The organism is Kaistia nematophila (genome assembly GCF_026343855.1).
Lineage (GTDB): Bacteria > Pseudomonadota > Alphaproteobacteria > Rhizobiales > Kaistiaceae > Kaistia > Kaistia nematophila.
Genome location: NZ_JAPKNK010000001.1, coordinates 346,164 through 361,629, shown reverse-complemented (window position 1 = coordinate 361,629; position 15,466 = coordinate 346,164). Strand labels below are relative to the sequence as shown.

Sequence of the window (15,466 nt, the reverse complement as noted above, 5' to 3'; positions counted from 1 at the left end):
CCCGGACGGCGCCGGCCGGCCCAAGCGACGAATAGCGAGCGCGCCCCGAAGCCCGGGAAACGCCAACGGGCTTCCCGGCCGCACGGAAGAAGCGCCTGCCGCCCCGCGGATCGGGCCCCGGCCGAAGCGTGCGCCGGCAAGGCCGGCCTTCGCGCCCGTCCTTCCACACCACACTTCGCAGAGCGCTTGACAGCCCTCGGTGCCCCCCTCTAAATGGCGCCCGTCGCGACGCGACGGGGCCGTAGCTCAGATGGGAGAGCGCTGCAATCGCACTGCAGAGGTCAGGGGTTCGATTCCCCTCGGCTCCACCAATTTTCCAAGCCATTCGTCTTTCTGAAACATGATGGCTTGCTGTCGCACTCGCTTTCCGCATTCCTGACGATGAAATCGGCGGAGCCATCGGCTCGCTGCACGACCTGCGCTGCGCCACGATTGACGCGGTCCTTGCCTCGGTCGAGATCCGAGAATGCGGCGGAGTTCGCGCCCCGCCGCGTCGTCTTGAGAAGTACCGCGCGCGGGTCAGGCGAGCGCGCGCCGGAGGCCGGGCAGGAGGCGCAGGAGCGTCGCGTCGAGCAGGAGCACGGCGACGATGGTTGCCCCGGCCAACGGAAAGGCGATGCCGAGGACGACGACCAGCGCCGCCGCTCCCTTCCAGAACGGCACATCTTCAGGTCGCGGCGGCGCCGCCAGCCTTCCCGCCCCGCTCGGCCGCCGCCGCCACCACATCACCAGGCCGGAAACGGCCACGCCGATGACGGACAGGCAGAACACCGTGTTCAGCACGAAGTTCCAGACGCCGAGATCGCCCTCGTGGAACGCGATGCCCCAGGCCATCGCCTTGGCATAGGGCGAATAATCGGCATAGCGGACATCCGCCAGGACGTTGCCGGTGAAGCGGTCGATATGGATGGTGCGATCTGCCGCCGGATCGGGACCGTCATTCGACATGCTGTCATGGCTGATGGTCCAGACGCCGGCATCCCCCTTCGGCAGATTGACCTGGAAGCGGCCGACGAAGCCGAGGCTGCGAGCGAAGTCCGCGACACTGTCGATGTCGACGGTCCCCTCAATCGCCGCGGTGCCCTTCAGAGAACCCGAGGCCGGCATCGGCGTCTGCTCCAGCCCCCACGGCACCTCCTTGGCGGCGCCGTGATTCATGCCCGCATGCACGTCGTCGGACAGGGGCACGCTGTCCCATTTCTCGGCCGGGAATGTCGACCAGGCCTGGACGATCTTCTCGCCCCAGATGCCGGCCCAGCTCAGGCCGGAGATCAGGAAGACGATCAGCATCAGCGACACCCAGAAGCCGACGACGCCATGCAGCGACTTCCAGAACGTCCGGCCTCGCGCCGAGAGACGCGGGACCAGCGCGTTCCGCCAGGAGGCGCCGCGCCGGGGCCAGTGCAGATAGACGCCGCTCGCCACCATCACGAGCCCGAGGCTGGCCGCGATCTCGATCAGCCGGTCGCCGAATGCGCCCAGTAGCAGCGTGCCGTGGATCTTGTTGGCCAGGTCATAGGCGCCGGCCCGCCACGGGAAGGTGTGCAGCACCTCGCCCGTATAGGGGCTCAGCGCGACGCCGGTGTTGCCGGCTTCGGTCGCCACCGAGAAGACGGCGACGCGATCGGCCGCCAGCGGCTCGACATACTGGATCGCGCGGCCGCCCGGTATGGCCGCTTCGGCGGCCATCTGCAGCGTGCTCGCGGACAGGGCCACCCCGCCCGGCTGGACGGCCATGCGCTCGGCGCCGACGCCGGCCATCCACGAGATCCAGAGCATGACCAGGCCGGTCGTCGCCAGCATGATCAGGAACGGGATCACGTAGAGCCCGGCGTAGAAGTGCCAGCGCCAGGCGATGAAGTAGAACTTGTTGGCGGCAGGGGACTGCGCAGCCGCCAGCGCCGACCCGCCGGTGCGAACCGGGGGAATTGTCGTATCCGTCATGGTTCCCTCGATCTCAGGCGCCGGCGACCAGCCGCTTCAGCTTTTCCAGCATCGTGTCGCGCGCTTCGCCATAGGCGAGCGTGCCGATGAATTGCCCTTTTCCGTCCATGAGATAGACGGAAGCGGTGTGATCGATCGTGTAGTCTCCGCCCTCGACGGGGACGCGCTTGTAGTAGACGCGATAGGCCTTGGTGACGGTCTCGATCTCCGCCTCGGTGCCCGACAGGCCCTGGATGCGGCCGTCGAAGGCGGAGAGGTAGCTCGCCATCTCCTTCGGGCCGTCACGACCCCAATCGACCGAGACAAAGACGAAGTTCATCTTCTCTGCCTCGGGTCCGAGCTCCTTGATCAGCCCGGAGAGCTCGTAGAGCGTCGTCGGGCAGACCTCGGGACAGAAGGTGAAGCCGAAGAAGATGGCGGTCGGCTTGCCGAGGAAGTCGCGCTCGGTCACCGCCTTGCCGTCGCTTCGCGTCAGCGTGAAGGGGCCGCCAATGCTGGCGACCCCCGTGACGACCTGGCCGGCGGGCGTCGACTGCCGCGACTTCACCAGCGCGGTGAAGCCGACCAGCGTCAGGACGATGGCGAACGCACCGCCGACGAGAAGGCCTATGTGCCGCGGTCGCATCAGTTCGCCCCCCCGTGCGATGCACCGTGATCCATCGCGCCGTGCTGCATCGCCGGGGAGCCGAGCGCGCCGGCAGCCAGTTCGACGTCGACCGCGCCGGCATGCTCGAAGCGGAGGGTGACCGGCACCTTTTCGCCCTCGCGGATCGGCGCCTTCAGGTCGATCAGCATCAGGTGAAAGCCACCCGGCTCGAGCTTGACCGTTTCGCCGGGCGGGATCGGCAGGCCGTCGGCCAGTTCCCGCATCTTCATCACGCCATCGACCACTTCCATCTTGTGGACCTCGACGCGGCCGGAAGCGGACGACGAACCGCCGAGCAGGCGGTCGGCGGTCTGGCCGTGATTGATCAAGGTGAGATAGCCGCCGCCGACCCGCGCGGCCGGCGGCGTGGCCCGCGTCCAGGGATGGCCGATCTCGATGTCGCCGGCCTTGTATTCGTGGGCGAAGGCGGAAGGGGCGGCCAGCAGGATGGCGGCCGCGAGCAGACGCGAAAAGATTCGCATGATGATTCTCCAAATGCGCGAGAGCGGCCGGCGCGCGGGATGCGCGCCGAGCCGTGAAATCAGGCGTCAGATGGAGAGCGAGGGCGGTCCCCGGGCCTCGGGAACCAGGCGGGTTTCGGAAGGCGGGCCCCTTACCGTGCCGGCCGGGCGCCATTGCGCGGGCCGGGCATCGACCCGGAAGGCGAACACGACCGGAGAGGGAGCCAGTGACGGCCCGATGGCGCTTGCCGCCTGGCAGAGCGTCGAACAGCAGTCGCGCGCCAGCGCCTTGATCGGATCCTCTGCGTCCGCCCCGCCGAGCGGAGAGCAGATGATGAAGCGGGGCCCTGCCTCCGCCGCGGCCATTGCGGTCTGGGCGTAGGCCGAAATCAGCCCTTGCGAGAGCAGCAGATAGACGACGCCGACCGCCAGAAGGGCAGTCTTCAGCTCTTGCCAGATGAGCTTGCGCAACGCGTCCATGAATCGCTGATCGCATGAGGCGGGGGCTTTGTCACCGCGACAATTCTCCCCGTGATCGCCAGGCGGGCGGGAAAGCACCCCGCGGACCCTCGCCATTTCAGGTTGTGAGTATGAACTTTTTGACTCGACATCATACTCGCTTACCACCTAGCCTCGCATCCGGCAGAGAAAATCACTTAGGGGTTGATGGATGCGCGGAATTCTGGTCGGGGCGCTGCTCGGGATCGCGGCGGCCATGGCGCCTGTTTCGGGCGCGGTCGCGGAGACGCTGAATTTCTCCTGGCCGTCCAATGTCGGGCCGCTCGATCCGCACGGCTATGCGCCGAGCCAGATGTTCGCGCAGGGCATGGTCTACGAATCGCTGGTGAAATACCGACCGGACGGCAGCGTCGTCCCCTGGCTCGCCGCCTCCTGGACCGCCTCCGAGGACGGCCGCACCTATGTTTTCAGGCTGCGCGACGACGTCACCTTCGCGAACGGCGAGCGGTTCGACGCGGCGGCGGTGGTCGCCAACCTCGAGACCGTCATGGCCAATCGCCGGAGTCATGACTGGCTGGAGCTCATCCACCAGCTCCGGTCGGTCGAAGCGCTGGACGACTTCACCGTCGAACTGAAGCTGAAGGACCCGTATTACCCGCTGCTGCAGGAACTGGCGCTCGTGCGCCCCGTGCGCTTCCTGGCGCCGTCGCAGCTCGCCGCCCCGGGCGGCATCAAGGCGCCGATCGGAACCGGCCCATGGAAACTCGCCGAAACGCGGCTCGGCGAATATGACGTGTTCGAGCGCAACGACCGCTACTGGGGCGAAAAGCCGGCCTACGACAGGGTCGTCGTCAAGGTCATCGCCGACAGCAACACGCGCGCCGTCGCGCTCGAGACAGGCGACATCGACCTGATCTACGGCGACGAGGGCCCGATCACGCCGGACACCTTCGCCCGCCTCAAGGCGCAGGGCTACCAGGCGGGGATCTCGCCGCCGCTCGGCACGCAGGCCATCGCGCTCAACACCAACAAGGCGCCGACCAGCGAGCTCGCCGTGCGCCAGGCGATCAACCACGCCATCGACAAGGACACGCTGATCGCAGCGATCTATCACGGCACCCAGACCCGCGCCGACACGCTGTTCGCGCCGACCGTCCCCTATGCCGATATCGGCCTGAAGCCCTACGGTTATGACGCGGCGCTGGCGGCGAGCCTGCTCGACAAGGCCGGCTGGACGCTCGCGCCGGGCGCCGCCTTCCGCGCCAGGGACGGGCAGACGCTGCGGGTCGATCTCGCCTATATCGGCACCGACGCGGTGATGAAGTCGGTGGCGGAGGTGCTGCAGGCCGATCTCGCCAAGGTCGGCATCGAGGCCACCCTGCTGGGCGAAGAGGCCAATTCGTTCTATGCCCGCCAGACGGACGGCAATTTCGGCATGATCTTCGGCAGCACCTGGGGCGCGCCCTATGATCCGCACGCCTTCGTCAGCGCGATGCGCGTGCCGGCGCACGCCGATTACCAGGCCCAGCTCGGCCTCCCCGACAAGGCGAAGATCGACGCCGAGATCGGCCAGGCGCTGACGAGCACCGACGCGACGAGGCGCCAGGCGCTCTATACCGACATCCTGACCCGGCTGCACGAGGAGGCGGTCTACCTGCCGCTGACCTATTCGACCGCCATGCTGGTCGCGCGCGGCAATGTCGGCAATCTCACCTTCGGCGCCACCTCGTTCGACTATCCCTTCGCCGACCTCAAGCCGAAGGACTGAGCGCCGCCATGGCCGGCTTCATCCTCCGCAGGTTGCTCCTGCTCGTCCCGATCCTGCTCGGCGTCTCGATCCTGATGTTCGTCATCCTGCGGATGGCGCCCGGCGATCCGGCCGTCGCCTATCTCAAGCTCTCGAACATCCCGCCGACGCCGGGCGCCGTCGCCGAAGCACGCCACACGCTTGGCCTCGACCAGCCCATTCTCTCGCAGTATGTCAGCTGGATCAGCAACGCGGTGAAGGGCGACTTCGGCGTCTCGCACGTCACGCGGCGCCCCGTCCTCGACGACATCCTGCACTATCTGCCGGCGACGCTGGAGCTCGCCGGGCTGGCGCTGCTGTTCACGCTCACCGTCTCGGTGCCGCTCGGCATCTGGTCGGCGCGCTACAGGGACCGCTGGCCCGACCACCTCGTGCGCGGCTTCGCCTTCCTCGGCGTCTCGACGCCGAACTTCTGGCTCGGCTTCCTGCTCGTGCTGCTCTTCTCGCTGACGCTCAGATGGCTGCCGCCGATGGGCAAGGGCGGCTGGCAGCACATGATCATGCCGGTGCTCGCCGTCTCGTTCATGTCGCTCGCCATCAATGCCCGCCTGCTGCGCGCCAGCATGCTGGAGACGGCCAGCGCCCGGCATGTGCTCTATGCGCGGCTGCGCGGTCTCTCCGACCGGCAGGTGGAACGCTCGCACATCCTGCGTAACGCCATGCTGCCGATCGTGACGGCGACCGGCATGCATGTCGGCGAGCTCTTGGGCGGCACGCTGGTGATCGAAAGCGTGTTCGGCTGGCCGGGCATCGGCCGCTATGCCGTGTCGGCGATCTACAGCCGCGACTTCCCCGTCATCCAGTGCTTCACCCTGTTCCTGGTGACGATCTTCGTCGTCTGCAACCTGCTGGTCGACGTCCTCTATGCGTGGCTCGATCCGCGCATCCGCCTGAATGCGGAGGCCGCCCCGTGACCCTTGCCAGCCTCGACGAACACGCGCCCCGGCGCCCCGCCTGGCGCTTGCCGCTGCGCGACACCTGGCTGGTGCGGCTCGCCCTTGCCATCGTGGTCGTGCTCGCCATCGCCGCCGTCGCCGCGCCGTGGATCGCGCCCTATGACCCCAACGCCGTCGACCTGACCCAGCGCCTGCAGGGGCCGAGCCTGGCGCACTGGCTCGGCACCGACCATCTCGGCCGCGACGAACTCTCCCGCCTGATCTATGGAACGCGGATATCGCTCGGATCGGTCGCGCTCTGCATCGTGCTGATCATGACGCTCGCGATCGCCGTCGGCGGCGCGTCCGGCTATCTCGGCGGCCGGGTCGACCAGGCAGTGATGCGCTTCTGCGACATCTTCCTCGCCTTCCCGACCATCGTGCTCGCGCTGTTCCTGATCGGCATCCTCGGCACCGGCATGGTCAACGTCGTCATCGCCATCGCGCTGTCGCACTTCGCCTGGTACGCGCGCATGGTGCGCGGCCTCGTGCTTTCCTTCCGGCAGCGCGATTTCGTGCTCGCCTCGCGCGCCGCCGGGGCGGGCCGGGTACGGATCTTCATGGAGCACCTGCTCCCCGCCATCCTGGCGCAGATGATCGTGCTCGCCACGCTCGACATCGGCCACATGATGCTGCACGTCGCCGGCCTCTCCTTCCTGGGCCTCGGCGTGCAGCCGCCAACCGCCGAATGGGGCGTGATGATCGGCGACGCCCGCCAGTTCGTCTGGTCCAACCCGATGCTGATCGTCTGGCCCGGCCTCGCGCTGCTCCTGAGCGTGATGGCCTTCAACATACTGGGCGACGCGGTGCGCGACCGGCTCGATCCGAGCCTGCATGGAGACCACCAGCATTGACCGAGACGCTCACCATCGAAGACCTGCGCATCGCGGCCAGGCATGGCGACCACGACCACGTCCTCGTCGACGGCGCCAGCCTGACGATCCGGCGCGGGCGCATCCTCGCCCTCGTCGGTGCCAGCGGGTGCGGCAAGTCGATGACCTGCGGCGGCGCCCAGGGCGTGCTGCCGCCCGGCGTCCGGGTCACCGCCGGCCGCGTGCTCCATGACGGCCGGCCCATCGCATCGGAAAAGCTGCGGGGCCACCTCGTGGCGACGATCCTGCAGAACCCGCGCTCGGCCTTCAATCCGGTCCTCACCATGGCGGATCACGCCAGGGAAACGCTGCGCGCGGTCGGCAAGCTCGATTCCGGCTGGCGTGGCCGGACGCTGGAGGCGTTCGCGACCGTCGGCCTCGAGGATGGCGACGCGGTACTACAGTTGCATCCGTTCGAGATGAGCGGCGGCATGCTGCAGCGGGCGATGATCGCGCTGGCGCTGCTTTCGGACGCGCCGTTCCTGTTCGCCGACGAGCCGACCACCGACCTCGACCTGATCGTCCAGGCGCGGATCCTCGACCTGCTCGACGACCTCGCCCGCCGCCGCAATCTCGGCGTCCTCATGATCACGCATGACATGGGCGTCGTGGCGCGGCTCGCCGACGAGGTAACGGTGATGGAGAACGGCCGCATCATCGAGACGGCGCCGACCCGCGAGATCTTCGACAACCCGAAGCGCGCCGCGACCCGCGAACTGGTCGAAGCGCACATGGCGCTCTATCCGGAGGTCGCATGAGTCCCATCCTCTCCGCGCGCTCGGTGTCGAAGGTCTATTCCACCACGTCGCTGGTCGGGAAATCCGCGCCGAAGGCGGCGCTCCGCGACGTGTCGCTGGATATCGCGGCCGGCGAGAGCATCGCGCTGCTCGGCCGCAGCGGCTCCGGCAAGAGCACGCTCGGCCGGCTGCTGCTCGGCTTCGAGCGGCCGGACGCCGGCAGCGTCGCCTTCGAAGGAAGCGATCTGCGCGGCCTCTCCGGCGAGGCATACCGGACCTACCGGCGCTCGGTGCAGATCGTGTTCCAGGATTCGATCGGGGCCACCAACCCGCGCCATACGGTCGGCCGCATCATCGCCGAGCCGTTGCGCCACCTGACGACGCTCGACGCGGACGCGCGCGAGCGCAGGGTCCGTTCTCTGCTGATGCAGGTCGGCCTCGCACCGGATGATGCCCGCAAGCTGCCGACGCAGATGAGTGGCGGCCAGCTGCAGCGCGTCTGCATCGCCCGCGCCATCGCGCCGGCGCCGAAACTGCTGGTGCTGGACGAAGCCGTCTCCAATCTCGACCTCGTGCTGCAGATGCAGATGATCGCGCTGCTGAGGGAACTACAGTCGACCCTGAAGATGGCCGTGCTGTTCATCACGCACGACCTTCGCCTGGTGCGCCTCTTCTGCAGCCGCGTCATCGTGCTGGCGGAAGGGCGGATCCAGGAGGACGCCGCCGTCGGACGCGGGCTGGAACTGCGCTCGGCCGAGGGCCGGCTGCTGCAGGCCGCCATCCTGCCGGCGCGGCCGGTGCATCGATCGCTGGAACCGGCCTAGCCGACCGGCGCGCCGGTCAGCCCGCGCGCATGGTGGCGCGGCCGGCGGCCTTGGCGGCATAGAGGCCGCGGTCGGCGCGCGCCAGCCAGTCGGCCGCCGTCTCGCCGGAGGCGAGAGTCGCGAGGCCGATGCTGGTCGAGGCGGTGCCGCGCGTCGGATGCGGGATCGCCGCCGCCGCGAGATCGTCGAGGAGGCGCTGCGCCACGATCGCCGCGCCGGCCTGGTCGGTGCCGCTCAGGATGAGCGCGAATTCCTCGCCGCCGACGCGCGCGGCCAGGTCGTCGGAACGCCGGGCCGAGCCGGGCAGCATCTGGCCGAATCGCGCCAGCACGGCGTCGCCGCCGGCATGACCGAGCCCGTCATTGATCTGCTTGAAATGGTCGAGGTCGATCAGGAGCACCGAGGCGGGCTCGCCGGTGCGGCGGGCGCGCCGCCAGGTCCGCTCGAACTCGTCGTCGAACATGCGGCGGTTGGCGAGGCCGGTCAGCGCGTCCGTATGGCTCAGCTTGCGCAGCTCGGTGTTGCGCTTGGCGAGCAGCAGCTCGTGGCTGGAAATGGCGGCGAGATCGCGCAGGATGTCGGTGCTGAAGGCGGCAGGGGCGCCCGGCGCCTCGCGCAGGATGCAGAGCGTGCCGATGATGTGGCCCTGCTCGCCGCGCAGCGGCACGCCGGCATAGAAGCGCCAGGGCAGATTGCCGGCGATCGGATGTCCATCCAGCCGCGGCGACGTCCGCATGTCCTCGATCACCACGTCGTCGTCCGCCGCGATCACCAGCGTGCAGACGGCCTGGTCGCGGTCGATATGCTCGTGCAGCGCGTCGCAACTGCGCGATTTCATCCATTGCTGGCTGGCGTCGATGAAGCTCAGGAACGCGACGTCGGCCGCGTAATAGCGCGACGCGATCCGGGTGATCCGGTCGAAGCGCTCATCCGGCGTCGTGTCGAGAATGTCGTAGCTCTGCAGTTCGGCGAGACGTTCGGCCTCGGATGCAGGCGGGGGAGGAGTTTGCCACATAAGCCATTGCAATTGCGAAACGATGCCCGGACAGGATCACAGGTATCGGCTGCAATGGAAAGACGCAATCCAAGGTGTCGTAAACATCGAGTAAGCGGGGCGCCGAAGACGCCCCGCCGATCGCGCGGGCTACTGGCCCGACTGGTTCTTCAGCGCCTCGTCGATCTGCGCCTTGACGGCCTCGAGATTGAACGAGGCCGGCGCTTGCATCGGCGGAAATTCCAGCGCCGTGCTCGCGAGCTCGGCAACGGCCTTCTGCACGAGAACGAAGCGCCAGAACTGGCGGGCGTAGAAGTCGTTCATGTAGCCGCCACCCATGTCGTTGATCGTCTCGCCCCGGATCGACGGCGTCCTCTCGAACGGGTCCTGCCGGATGTTGACGATCGTCGGCATGTCGGTCGTGACCTTCTCGCCCGGCCAGCCATAGGGCTGCTGGAAGAACTGGAACTTGAAGTCGTCGAAGCGCAGTGCGCCGAGCTTCGCGCCACCGAAATAGAACAGCTCATGCCGGGCCGACGGTCCCTTGCCCCGCAGCAGGTCGAGCTGGTTGTAGCCGTCCAGATGGTTCTTGTAGGTCTGGCCGTTGAGCTGGACGCCCTTCAGCAGCTGTTCCTTGATGTCGGGATTGCCGGCAGCCGCCGCGAGCGTCGGCAGCCAGTCGAGGCCGGAGAATATACCGTTCTCGATGCTGCCCGGCTTGACCTGGCCCGGCCAGCGGATGATCGCCGGCACGCGGAAGCCGCCTTCCCAGGTCGTGCCCTTGGTCGCCTTGAACGGCGTCATGCCGCCATCCGGCCAGGTGAACACCTCGGCGCCGTTGTCGGTCGTGAAGATGACGATGGTGTTGTTTTCCTCGCCGATGTCCTTCACGTGCTGCAACAGCGCGCCGATGCTGTCGTCCATCTGCGCCATGCCGGCTTCCTCGAGACCATAGTTCGAGGTCGGCGTCATCATCGCCTGATACTTGGGCGGGATGTACGTGAAGACGTGCATGCGCGTGGTGTTGTGCCAGACGAAGAACGGCTTGCCGTCCTTCTTGGCCTTGTCCATGAAGTCGCTGCTGGCCTTGACCAGCACGTCGTCGAACGTCTCCATGTTGTATTTGGCGTCGCGGCCCTTCTGCCAGTTCTGCCGCCCTTCCATGTTCGGGAACGGCGCCAGCGGACCCTCGTCGACGATACGCTGCTTGCCGACCTTGCCCCAGCGCGTCTCGACCGTGGTGTCGTCCGTCGCCGTGGCGTAGCTGTGGATCAGGTCGCGCGGGCCATATTTGTCGATCCAGTCCTGCGGGTAATCGTACCAGTAGGGATCGGACATGGCGTCCAGATGGTACAAGTAGCCAAAGAACTCGTCGAAGCCGTGCACGGTCGGCAGATACCTGTTCAGGTCGCCGAGGTGATTCTTGCCGAACTGCCCGGTCTCGTAGCCCTGCGCCTTGAGCACGGTGGCCAGCGTCACGGCCTGGTCCGGCATGCCGACATCTGCGCCGGCCTGGCCGACGGTGGTGAGGCCGGTGCGGATCGGCAGTTCGCCGGTGATGAAGTTGGCGCGGCCGGCAGTGCAACTCGCCTCGGCATAATAGTCGGTGAACATCATGCCTTCCGACGCCAGCCTGTCGAGGTTGGGCGTCTTGCCCGACATGATGCCGCGATGATAGGCGCCGATATTGAACCAGCCCACATCGTCACCCATGATCACCAGGATGTTGGGCTTTTCGGCGGGCGCCTGAGCCAACGCCGGGCCGGCGCTGCTCAGCGCCGACGCCACCATCATTCCAGCGGCGAGAAGACCAAAACCGGCGCGCCGACAATTCATGGCGGCCCGATCAGACATTGAATGCTGCAGGCTCATTATCCACTCCTCAAAATAAAGAAGTCTGACAAAGATCCAATTGCATTCGATCGGCGTGCCCGGCCGGGACCATACAATGGCGGCCTCTGCAACTTCCAATGACAAGCTCGCGAGATGATTCGCGCGCCGGCGGGAGGGATTTTCACGGGCCGATCCGGACCGGCGATCTCCCGATACTGGGAATGAGCGGGCATCCGCCGGGCGAAGACCAGCTCAGTGCCGCGAAGAAAGGGAAAACGATCCGACTCTTTGTCTTGTCGCGGTTTCTTCACGAAAGCCGGTATCCACTTCGCTCGAAAGCGCTCTAGCGCCGCCGCTTCCCCTGCTTGCGGCCGACGGCGAAGCGCCTCCGGAACGCGGCCCAGTCACGGCGAAGCGCCGCCTCCGCCTCGACGCGGCCGAAGGCCTCCTGGCCGAGCAGGACGCCGAGGGCGCGGTTGGCGGCGGGGGAGAGTTCCGCGTCGGCAAGCCGGCCCAGCAGCTCCGGCGACCGACGGGCATCGTTCTGCCGCCCGAGATCGTCCTGCAGCTGCCTCAGCCGGTCGACATGCCGCTCCGCCCTCCGCCCGGCCTGCACCATCGGCAGGAACATGTCGCTGGCATAGCGCAGCGTCTTGAGGGCGATGCGCAGGCGATGCCGCCCCTCGGCATCGAGGCGATCGAAGTTGCGACCACGGCGGAGCACCTTGCGATGCGACGCGACGAGCGCCTTCTTCGCCAGCCGGGCGACCGGACGGTCCGTCGGCCCCCGCCCGTCCGTCGCGCCGTCGCGCCAGCCATGCCGGCTCGCCCAGAGGCCGAGATCGAGCAGGAAGCGCCCGGCGCGGGACGACGCCATCGCCGCCCCCGCGCGGGCATGCGCCGCCAGCCGCAGCGGCTCGATGCGCGCCGCCAGCTCCCGAAAGCCCTCGCCTTCCAGGCCCCGGTCGGCGACGGCCGGCATCGTCTCGGTCGCCAGCACGTCCCATTCGCGAGCGTCGCTGAGCTCATTCGCCAGCCAGGCGGCCTCGGCCGACAAGGCGCGCGCCTTCTCCGGCGGGCCGACCTGCTGCGCCAGCCACAGCGCCACGCGGATCCGGCGCAGCGCCACGCGAAGCTGGTGGACGCCCTCGGGATCGCCCGCGTCGCCCACCCGCGGCAGGTGATCGACCGCCTGCGCCAGGGCGGCGGTAAGGATGGCCAACATCGCCTCGTCGCTCGTCATGTCGCGCCTGAGCGAGGGAGCGACGCTCGCGCCGGGCTCGGGCAATCCTGCGCTGCCGAGCGCGAGGGCGAAGCCGCGATCCGACTTGGTGCGCGCGCTCGGCACCAGCGCCACATCGGCCGAAAGCTCCAGCGCAAGCGCGTAGAGCGCCGCGACCGGGCCGCGCTTCAGCTCCAGCTCTAGCTCCACGAACGGCTCGGCCCGCGCGCCGGCGATAACCCGGCCGCGATCCATGGCGACCTCGATCGAGGCGCCGGCGAAATCGAGCGTGACCTCCTCGCGCTCGATCCGCGACACGAACACCGGCAAAAGCGGCTCGCCCTCCAGCGCGTCGAGGAGCGCGACGGGAAGCAGGCGCTTCAGCTGCTGGCGATCGAGCTGCGCCGAACTGTGCCTTTCCTCGCGCTCGAACCGGGTCAACCCCGGTCCGCGCTTCGCCTTGACCGTCACGATGTAGCGGCCGACATCGTCGCGGACGCGCAGCGTATAGCCCTGCCGCAGCAGCCTGTAGTCCGGCGTGTCGTAATAGGTCGAGACCAGTTGCCGGGTGCGCCTCGCGGCCGCCTGGGCCAGGAGCGGCATCGCCGCGACAAGGTCGAGATCCGCCGGATCGCGGCACAGGAGCTTGAGTTCCGTCTCCTCGTCGCCCGCCGGGTCCGCCGCCCAGGGGGCATGCCGCCGCGCCGCGCCAAGCTCCCCATCCCCACCCCGCACGCTATGCAAGACCACCTCCCCTGCCCACCGAACCGTCCGTAGCCACGCCCGGTTGCAGCCGAAGCCGATCCGGACCCCCTCCAGATCTACGCCTTCCCGCGCGTTTCACAAATCACTTGCCGGTTTTCTTTGCCGTTGCCTTTCCGGTTCCTTGCCGCTCCCTGCCCGTTTCGTCGCCAGCGCGCGCGCAGGCAGTCTCGATGCCGCCGGAGGCTGTCCGAACAACGATCATATGATGATTTTACGGACAATATTGAGCGTTGATATTTGATAGTCCCTGCCATAACGTGGCCGGTGACGTCGAAAGCCCGACGCCGAAGCGGGGTCGGAGTTCTTCCGGAATTTCCCCGCCCAACGCGACAAGAACAGGCTTCGCCGTCCACCGACCAGACCGGAGACTGGCACAGGGGACTCGGCGCCAGGCGCCGCGATCGAGGTTTCGGGCGAACGGAAGACCAAAGGGTCGACGGACGGCAACAGTCCGCGACCCCGGACGGCGCGGAGCGGCCGGGCCGCCTCCCGCGAGACGACGCGGAAGACCACCCAAGGGAAGGGGTTCACGATGAAGACCAGAGACACAGGGATGAAGCTTGCGGGCGGCCTCGATCGGCGCGCCTTTCTGAAGGCCGGCGGCGCCACCGCGCTCGCCGCCATGCTGGCGCCGGGCCTCGCCGGCCGCGCCGAGGCCGCCGGCTTCACCGGTTCGCTCGACATGCTCGCCTGGGACTTCCAGCCCGACACGATCAAGAAGCTGGTCGGCGAGTGGACGGCCAAGGGCAATCCGGCCGTCAATGTCGCCGTCATCCCCAATCTCGGCTATTCGCCGGCGCTGCAGACGCGGCTTCGCGGCGGCGACGCGATCGATCTCTACTACAACTTCGCCTACAATTCGCAGAAGTTCATCGACCAGGGCTGGGCGTCGAAGCTGAACGGCCTGCCCGGTGTCGACGACATGGTCGGCGACATGTTCGAGAGCGCCCGCTCGGCCTATGTCAACGCCGCCGGCGACATCATCAGCGCGCCCTATTTCTCCGCCGTGCACATGATGCACTACAACGACCGCATGCTGAAGGCGGCCGGCATCGCCGCCGCGCCGCAGACGCTGAAGGAAGTCTATGACGCGTCGAAGACGCTCAAGGACAAGAACGTCGTCGCCTCGCCCTATGTCGCCTATTGGGTGAAGGAATTCTGCGAGGAATACCTGCACACCTATCTGCTGAACGAGGGCGTCACCGCCTTCGACGCCGCCGGCAAGCCCGTCTTCGCCGACGACCCGAAGACCGAGGGCGTCTTCGAATGGTGGCAGGCGATGTACCAGGAGGGCCTGGCGCCGAAGTCGGTGCTTAACGACGACCCCGGCAAGCTCTCCAACCAGATGGCGCAGGGCGAAGCCGCCTTCTTCGTGCTGCACCACTACTTCCTGTCGTCGATCCGCAGCCTCGGCGGCCCGGAATCGAACAACGTCATGCAGGGCCCGATCGGCGGCTCCAATCACACCTTCCAGATCGGCGAGGTGCTGCAGCTCGGCGCCGGCGAGGATCCGGCCCGGCGCGAGGCGGCCTGGGACCTGATGAAGTTCTATGGCTGGAAGGATTCGGCCGGCAAGTTCAGCGTCTTCAACCAATGGGCCAAGGCCGCCGGCCTCGCCGCGCCCTATCCGGGCTTCTTCACCGACCCCGACGTGATCGCCGCCTTCCCGGACTATTTCGACCTGCCGATGATCTCGAAGACGTTCGCCACCGGCTCCAAGGTCGTGCCGGCGCGCACGCTGCCCTGGTATCCGGACTTCCAGGCCAAGGTCGGCGACATCGTGCATGCGCTGCTGCTCGGCCAGGCGACGCCGAAGCAGACGGTCGAGGACCTGACGACGGCGGCGAATGGCGCCCAGAAGGGCCGCAGCCTCTGAGGCTGCCCTTCTTTGCCTCTTCCTGAGGGAGAGGTCGACGGGGCAGGAACGGTCCACGCGGCCATCCTGCCCCGTCGCCGCAAACCCATGA

The 15,466-nt window shown here is 67.7% G+C and carries 13 protein-coding genes and 1 tRNA gene; 7 read left to right on the top strand and 7 right to left on the bottom strand.

The window, feature by feature from the left end; translation table 11 throughout:
* Positions 1 to 235: 235 nt before the first annotated feature.
* Positions 236 to 311 (top strand) — tRNA-Ala (locus tag OSH07_RS01690).
* Positions 312 to 519: 208 nt separating this feature from the next.
* On the opposite strand, the gene OSH07_RS01685 is transcribed toward OSH07_RS01690, so the two are convergent.
* The 4 genes from OSH07_RS01685 to OSH07_RS01670 form a co-directional block, all read right to left on the bottom strand.
* Complete coding sequence (locus tag OSH07_RS01685; RefSeq protein WP_266336866.1) at positions 520 to 1,944, bottom strand: PepSY-associated TM helix domain-containing protein; 1,425 nt, start codon at positions 1,942 to 1,944, stop codon at positions 520 to 522.
* Positions 1,945 to 1,957: 13 nt separating this feature from the next.
* Entirely contained in the window at positions 1,958 to 2,569 is a 612-nt protein-coding gene (locus OSH07_RS01680; protein ID WP_266336865.1) for an SCO family protein, read from the bottom strand.
* Positions 2,569 to 3,072 carry a copper chaperone PCu(A)C gene (locus tag OSH07_RS01675; RefSeq protein ID WP_266336864.1) on the bottom strand — a complete coding sequence of 168 codons (504 nt, stop codon included), beginning with the start codon at positions 3,070 to 3,072 and terminating at the stop codon, positions 2,569 to 2,571. The genes OSH07_RS01680 and OSH07_RS01675 overlap by 1 nt, the downstream gene beginning before the upstream one ends.
* A gap of 66 nt (positions 3,073 to 3,138) precedes the next feature.
* Positions 3,139 to 3,531 carry a hypothetical protein gene (locus tag OSH07_RS01670; RefSeq protein ID WP_266336863.1) on the bottom strand — a complete coding sequence of 131 codons (393 nt, stop codon included), beginning with the start codon at positions 3,529 to 3,531 and terminating at the stop codon, positions 3,139 to 3,141.
* 190 nt (positions 3,532 to 3,721) lie between these two features.
* Between OSH07_RS01670 and nikA the strand changes: the two genes are divergently transcribed.
* From nikA to nikE, 5 genes are read left to right on the top strand one after another with little or no spacing between them, the layout of a single operon-like run.
* Positions 3,722 to 5,278: a nickel ABC transporter substrate-binding protein gene (gene nikA, locus OSH07_RS01665; protein WP_266336862.1), complete on the top strand. Its 1,557-nt coding sequence runs from the start codon at positions 3,722 to 3,724 to the stop codon at positions 5,276 to 5,278.
* A gap of 8 nt (positions 5,279 to 5,286) precedes the next feature.
* Positions 5,287 to 6,231, top strand: coding sequence for a nickel ABC transporter permease subunit NikB (gene nikB, locus OSH07_RS01660; protein ID WP_266336861.1), 945 nt, complete (start codon positions 5,287 to 5,289; stop codon positions 6,229 to 6,231).
* Positions 6,232 to 6,278: 47 nt separating this feature from the next.
* The gene (gene nikC / locus OSH07_RS01655) at positions 6,279 to 7,106 is read left to right on the top strand and encodes a nickel ABC transporter permease subunit NikC (RefSeq protein ID WP_266337360.1); all 828 of its coding nucleotides are present in this window, start codon (positions 6,279 to 6,281) and stop codon (positions 7,104 to 7,106) included.
* On the top strand, positions 7,103 to 7,882 hold the full coding sequence (locus OSH07_RS01650; protein WP_420909583.1) for a nickel import ATP-binding protein NikD: 780 nt from the start codon (positions 7,103 to 7,105) through the stop codon (positions 7,880 to 7,882). The genes nikC and OSH07_RS01650 overlap by 4 nt, the downstream gene beginning before the upstream one ends.
* Positions 7,879 to 8,685 carry a nickel import ATP-binding protein NikE gene (gene nikE, locus OSH07_RS01645; RefSeq protein ID WP_266336860.1) on the top strand — a complete coding sequence of 269 codons (807 nt, stop codon included), beginning with the start codon at positions 7,879 to 7,881 and terminating at the stop codon, positions 8,683 to 8,685. The genes OSH07_RS01650 and nikE overlap by 4 nt, the downstream gene beginning before the upstream one ends.
* 16 nt (positions 8,686 to 8,701) lie before the next feature.
* Here nikE and OSH07_RS01640 read toward each other — a convergent pair whose 3' ends face one another.
* The 3 genes from OSH07_RS01640 to OSH07_RS01630 all read right to left on the bottom strand — a co-directional run bounded on the left by OSH07_RS01640 (position 8,702) and on the right by OSH07_RS01630 (position 13,469).
* Positions 8,702 to 9,700: a GGDEF domain-containing protein gene (locus tag OSH07_RS01640; protein ID WP_266336859.1), complete on the bottom strand. Its 999-nt coding sequence runs from the start codon at positions 9,698 to 9,700 to the stop codon at positions 8,702 to 8,704.
* A 129-nt stretch (positions 9,701 to 9,829) separates the two neighbouring features.
* On the bottom strand, positions 9,830 to 11,473 hold the full coding sequence (locus OSH07_RS01635; RefSeq protein ID WP_420909582.1) for an arylsulfatase: 1,644 nt from the start codon (positions 11,471 to 11,473) through the stop codon (positions 9,830 to 9,832).
* Between the two features lie 382 nt (positions 11,474 to 11,855).
* Positions 11,856 to 13,469 (bottom strand): CYTH and CHAD domain-containing protein, encoded by a 1,614-nt coding sequence (locus OSH07_RS01630; protein WP_266337357.1) that lies wholly within the window; start codon positions 13,467 to 13,469, stop codon positions 11,856 to 11,858.
* 562 nt (positions 13,470 to 14,031) lie between these two features.
* Between OSH07_RS01630 and OSH07_RS01625 the strand changes: the two genes are divergently transcribed.
* A complete protein-coding gene (locus tag OSH07_RS01625; RefSeq protein ID WP_266336858.1) occupies positions 14,032 to 15,375 on the top strand; it encodes an ABC transporter substrate-binding protein in 1,344 nt (447 codons plus the stop codon).
* The last annotated feature ends 91 nt before the right edge of the window (positions 15,376 to 15,466 follow it).

What these genes read in the sequence shown, in the direction of transcription:
- OSH07_RS01685 (WP_266336866.1), bottom strand. Translation starts at nt 1,944, where the DNA reads ATGACGGATACGACAATTCCCCCGGTTCGCACCGGCGGGTCGGCGCTG.
- OSH07_RS01680 (WP_266336865.1), bottom strand. Translation starts at nt 2,569, where the DNA reads ATGCGACCGCGGCACATAGGCCTTCTCGTCGGCGGTGCGTTCGCCATC.
- OSH07_RS01675 (WP_266336864.1), bottom strand. Translation starts at nt 3,072, where the DNA reads ATGCGAATCTTTTCGCGTCTGCTCGCGGCCGCCATCCTGCTGGCCGCC.
- OSH07_RS01670 (WP_266336863.1), bottom strand. Translation starts at nt 3,531, where the DNA reads ATGGACGCGTTGCGCAAGCTCATCTGGCAAGAGCTGAAGACTGCCCTT.
- nikA (WP_266336862.1), top strand. Translation starts at nt 3,722, where the DNA reads ATGCGCGGAATTCTGGTCGGGGCGCTGCTCGGGATCGCGGCGGCCATG.
- nikB (WP_266336861.1), top strand. Translation starts at nt 5,287, where the DNA reads ATGGCCGGCTTCATCCTCCGCAGGTTGCTCCTGCTCGTCCCGATCCTG.
- nikE (WP_266336860.1), top strand. Translation starts at nt 7,879, where the DNA reads ATGAGTCCCATCCTCTCCGCGCGCTCGGTGTCGAAGGTCTATTCCACC.
- OSH07_RS01640 (WP_266336859.1), bottom strand. Translation starts at nt 9,700, where the DNA reads ATGTGGCAAACTCCTCCCCCGCCTGCATCCGAGGCCGAACGTCTCGCC.
- OSH07_RS01635 (WP_420909582.1), bottom strand. Translation starts at nt 11,473, where the DNA reads ATGATGGTGGCGTCGGCGCTGAGCAGCGCCGGCCCGGCGTTGGCTCAG.
- OSH07_RS01625 (WP_266336858.1), top strand. Translation starts at nt 14,032, where the DNA reads ATGAAGACCAGAGACACAGGGATGAAGCTTGCGGGCGGCCTCGATCGG.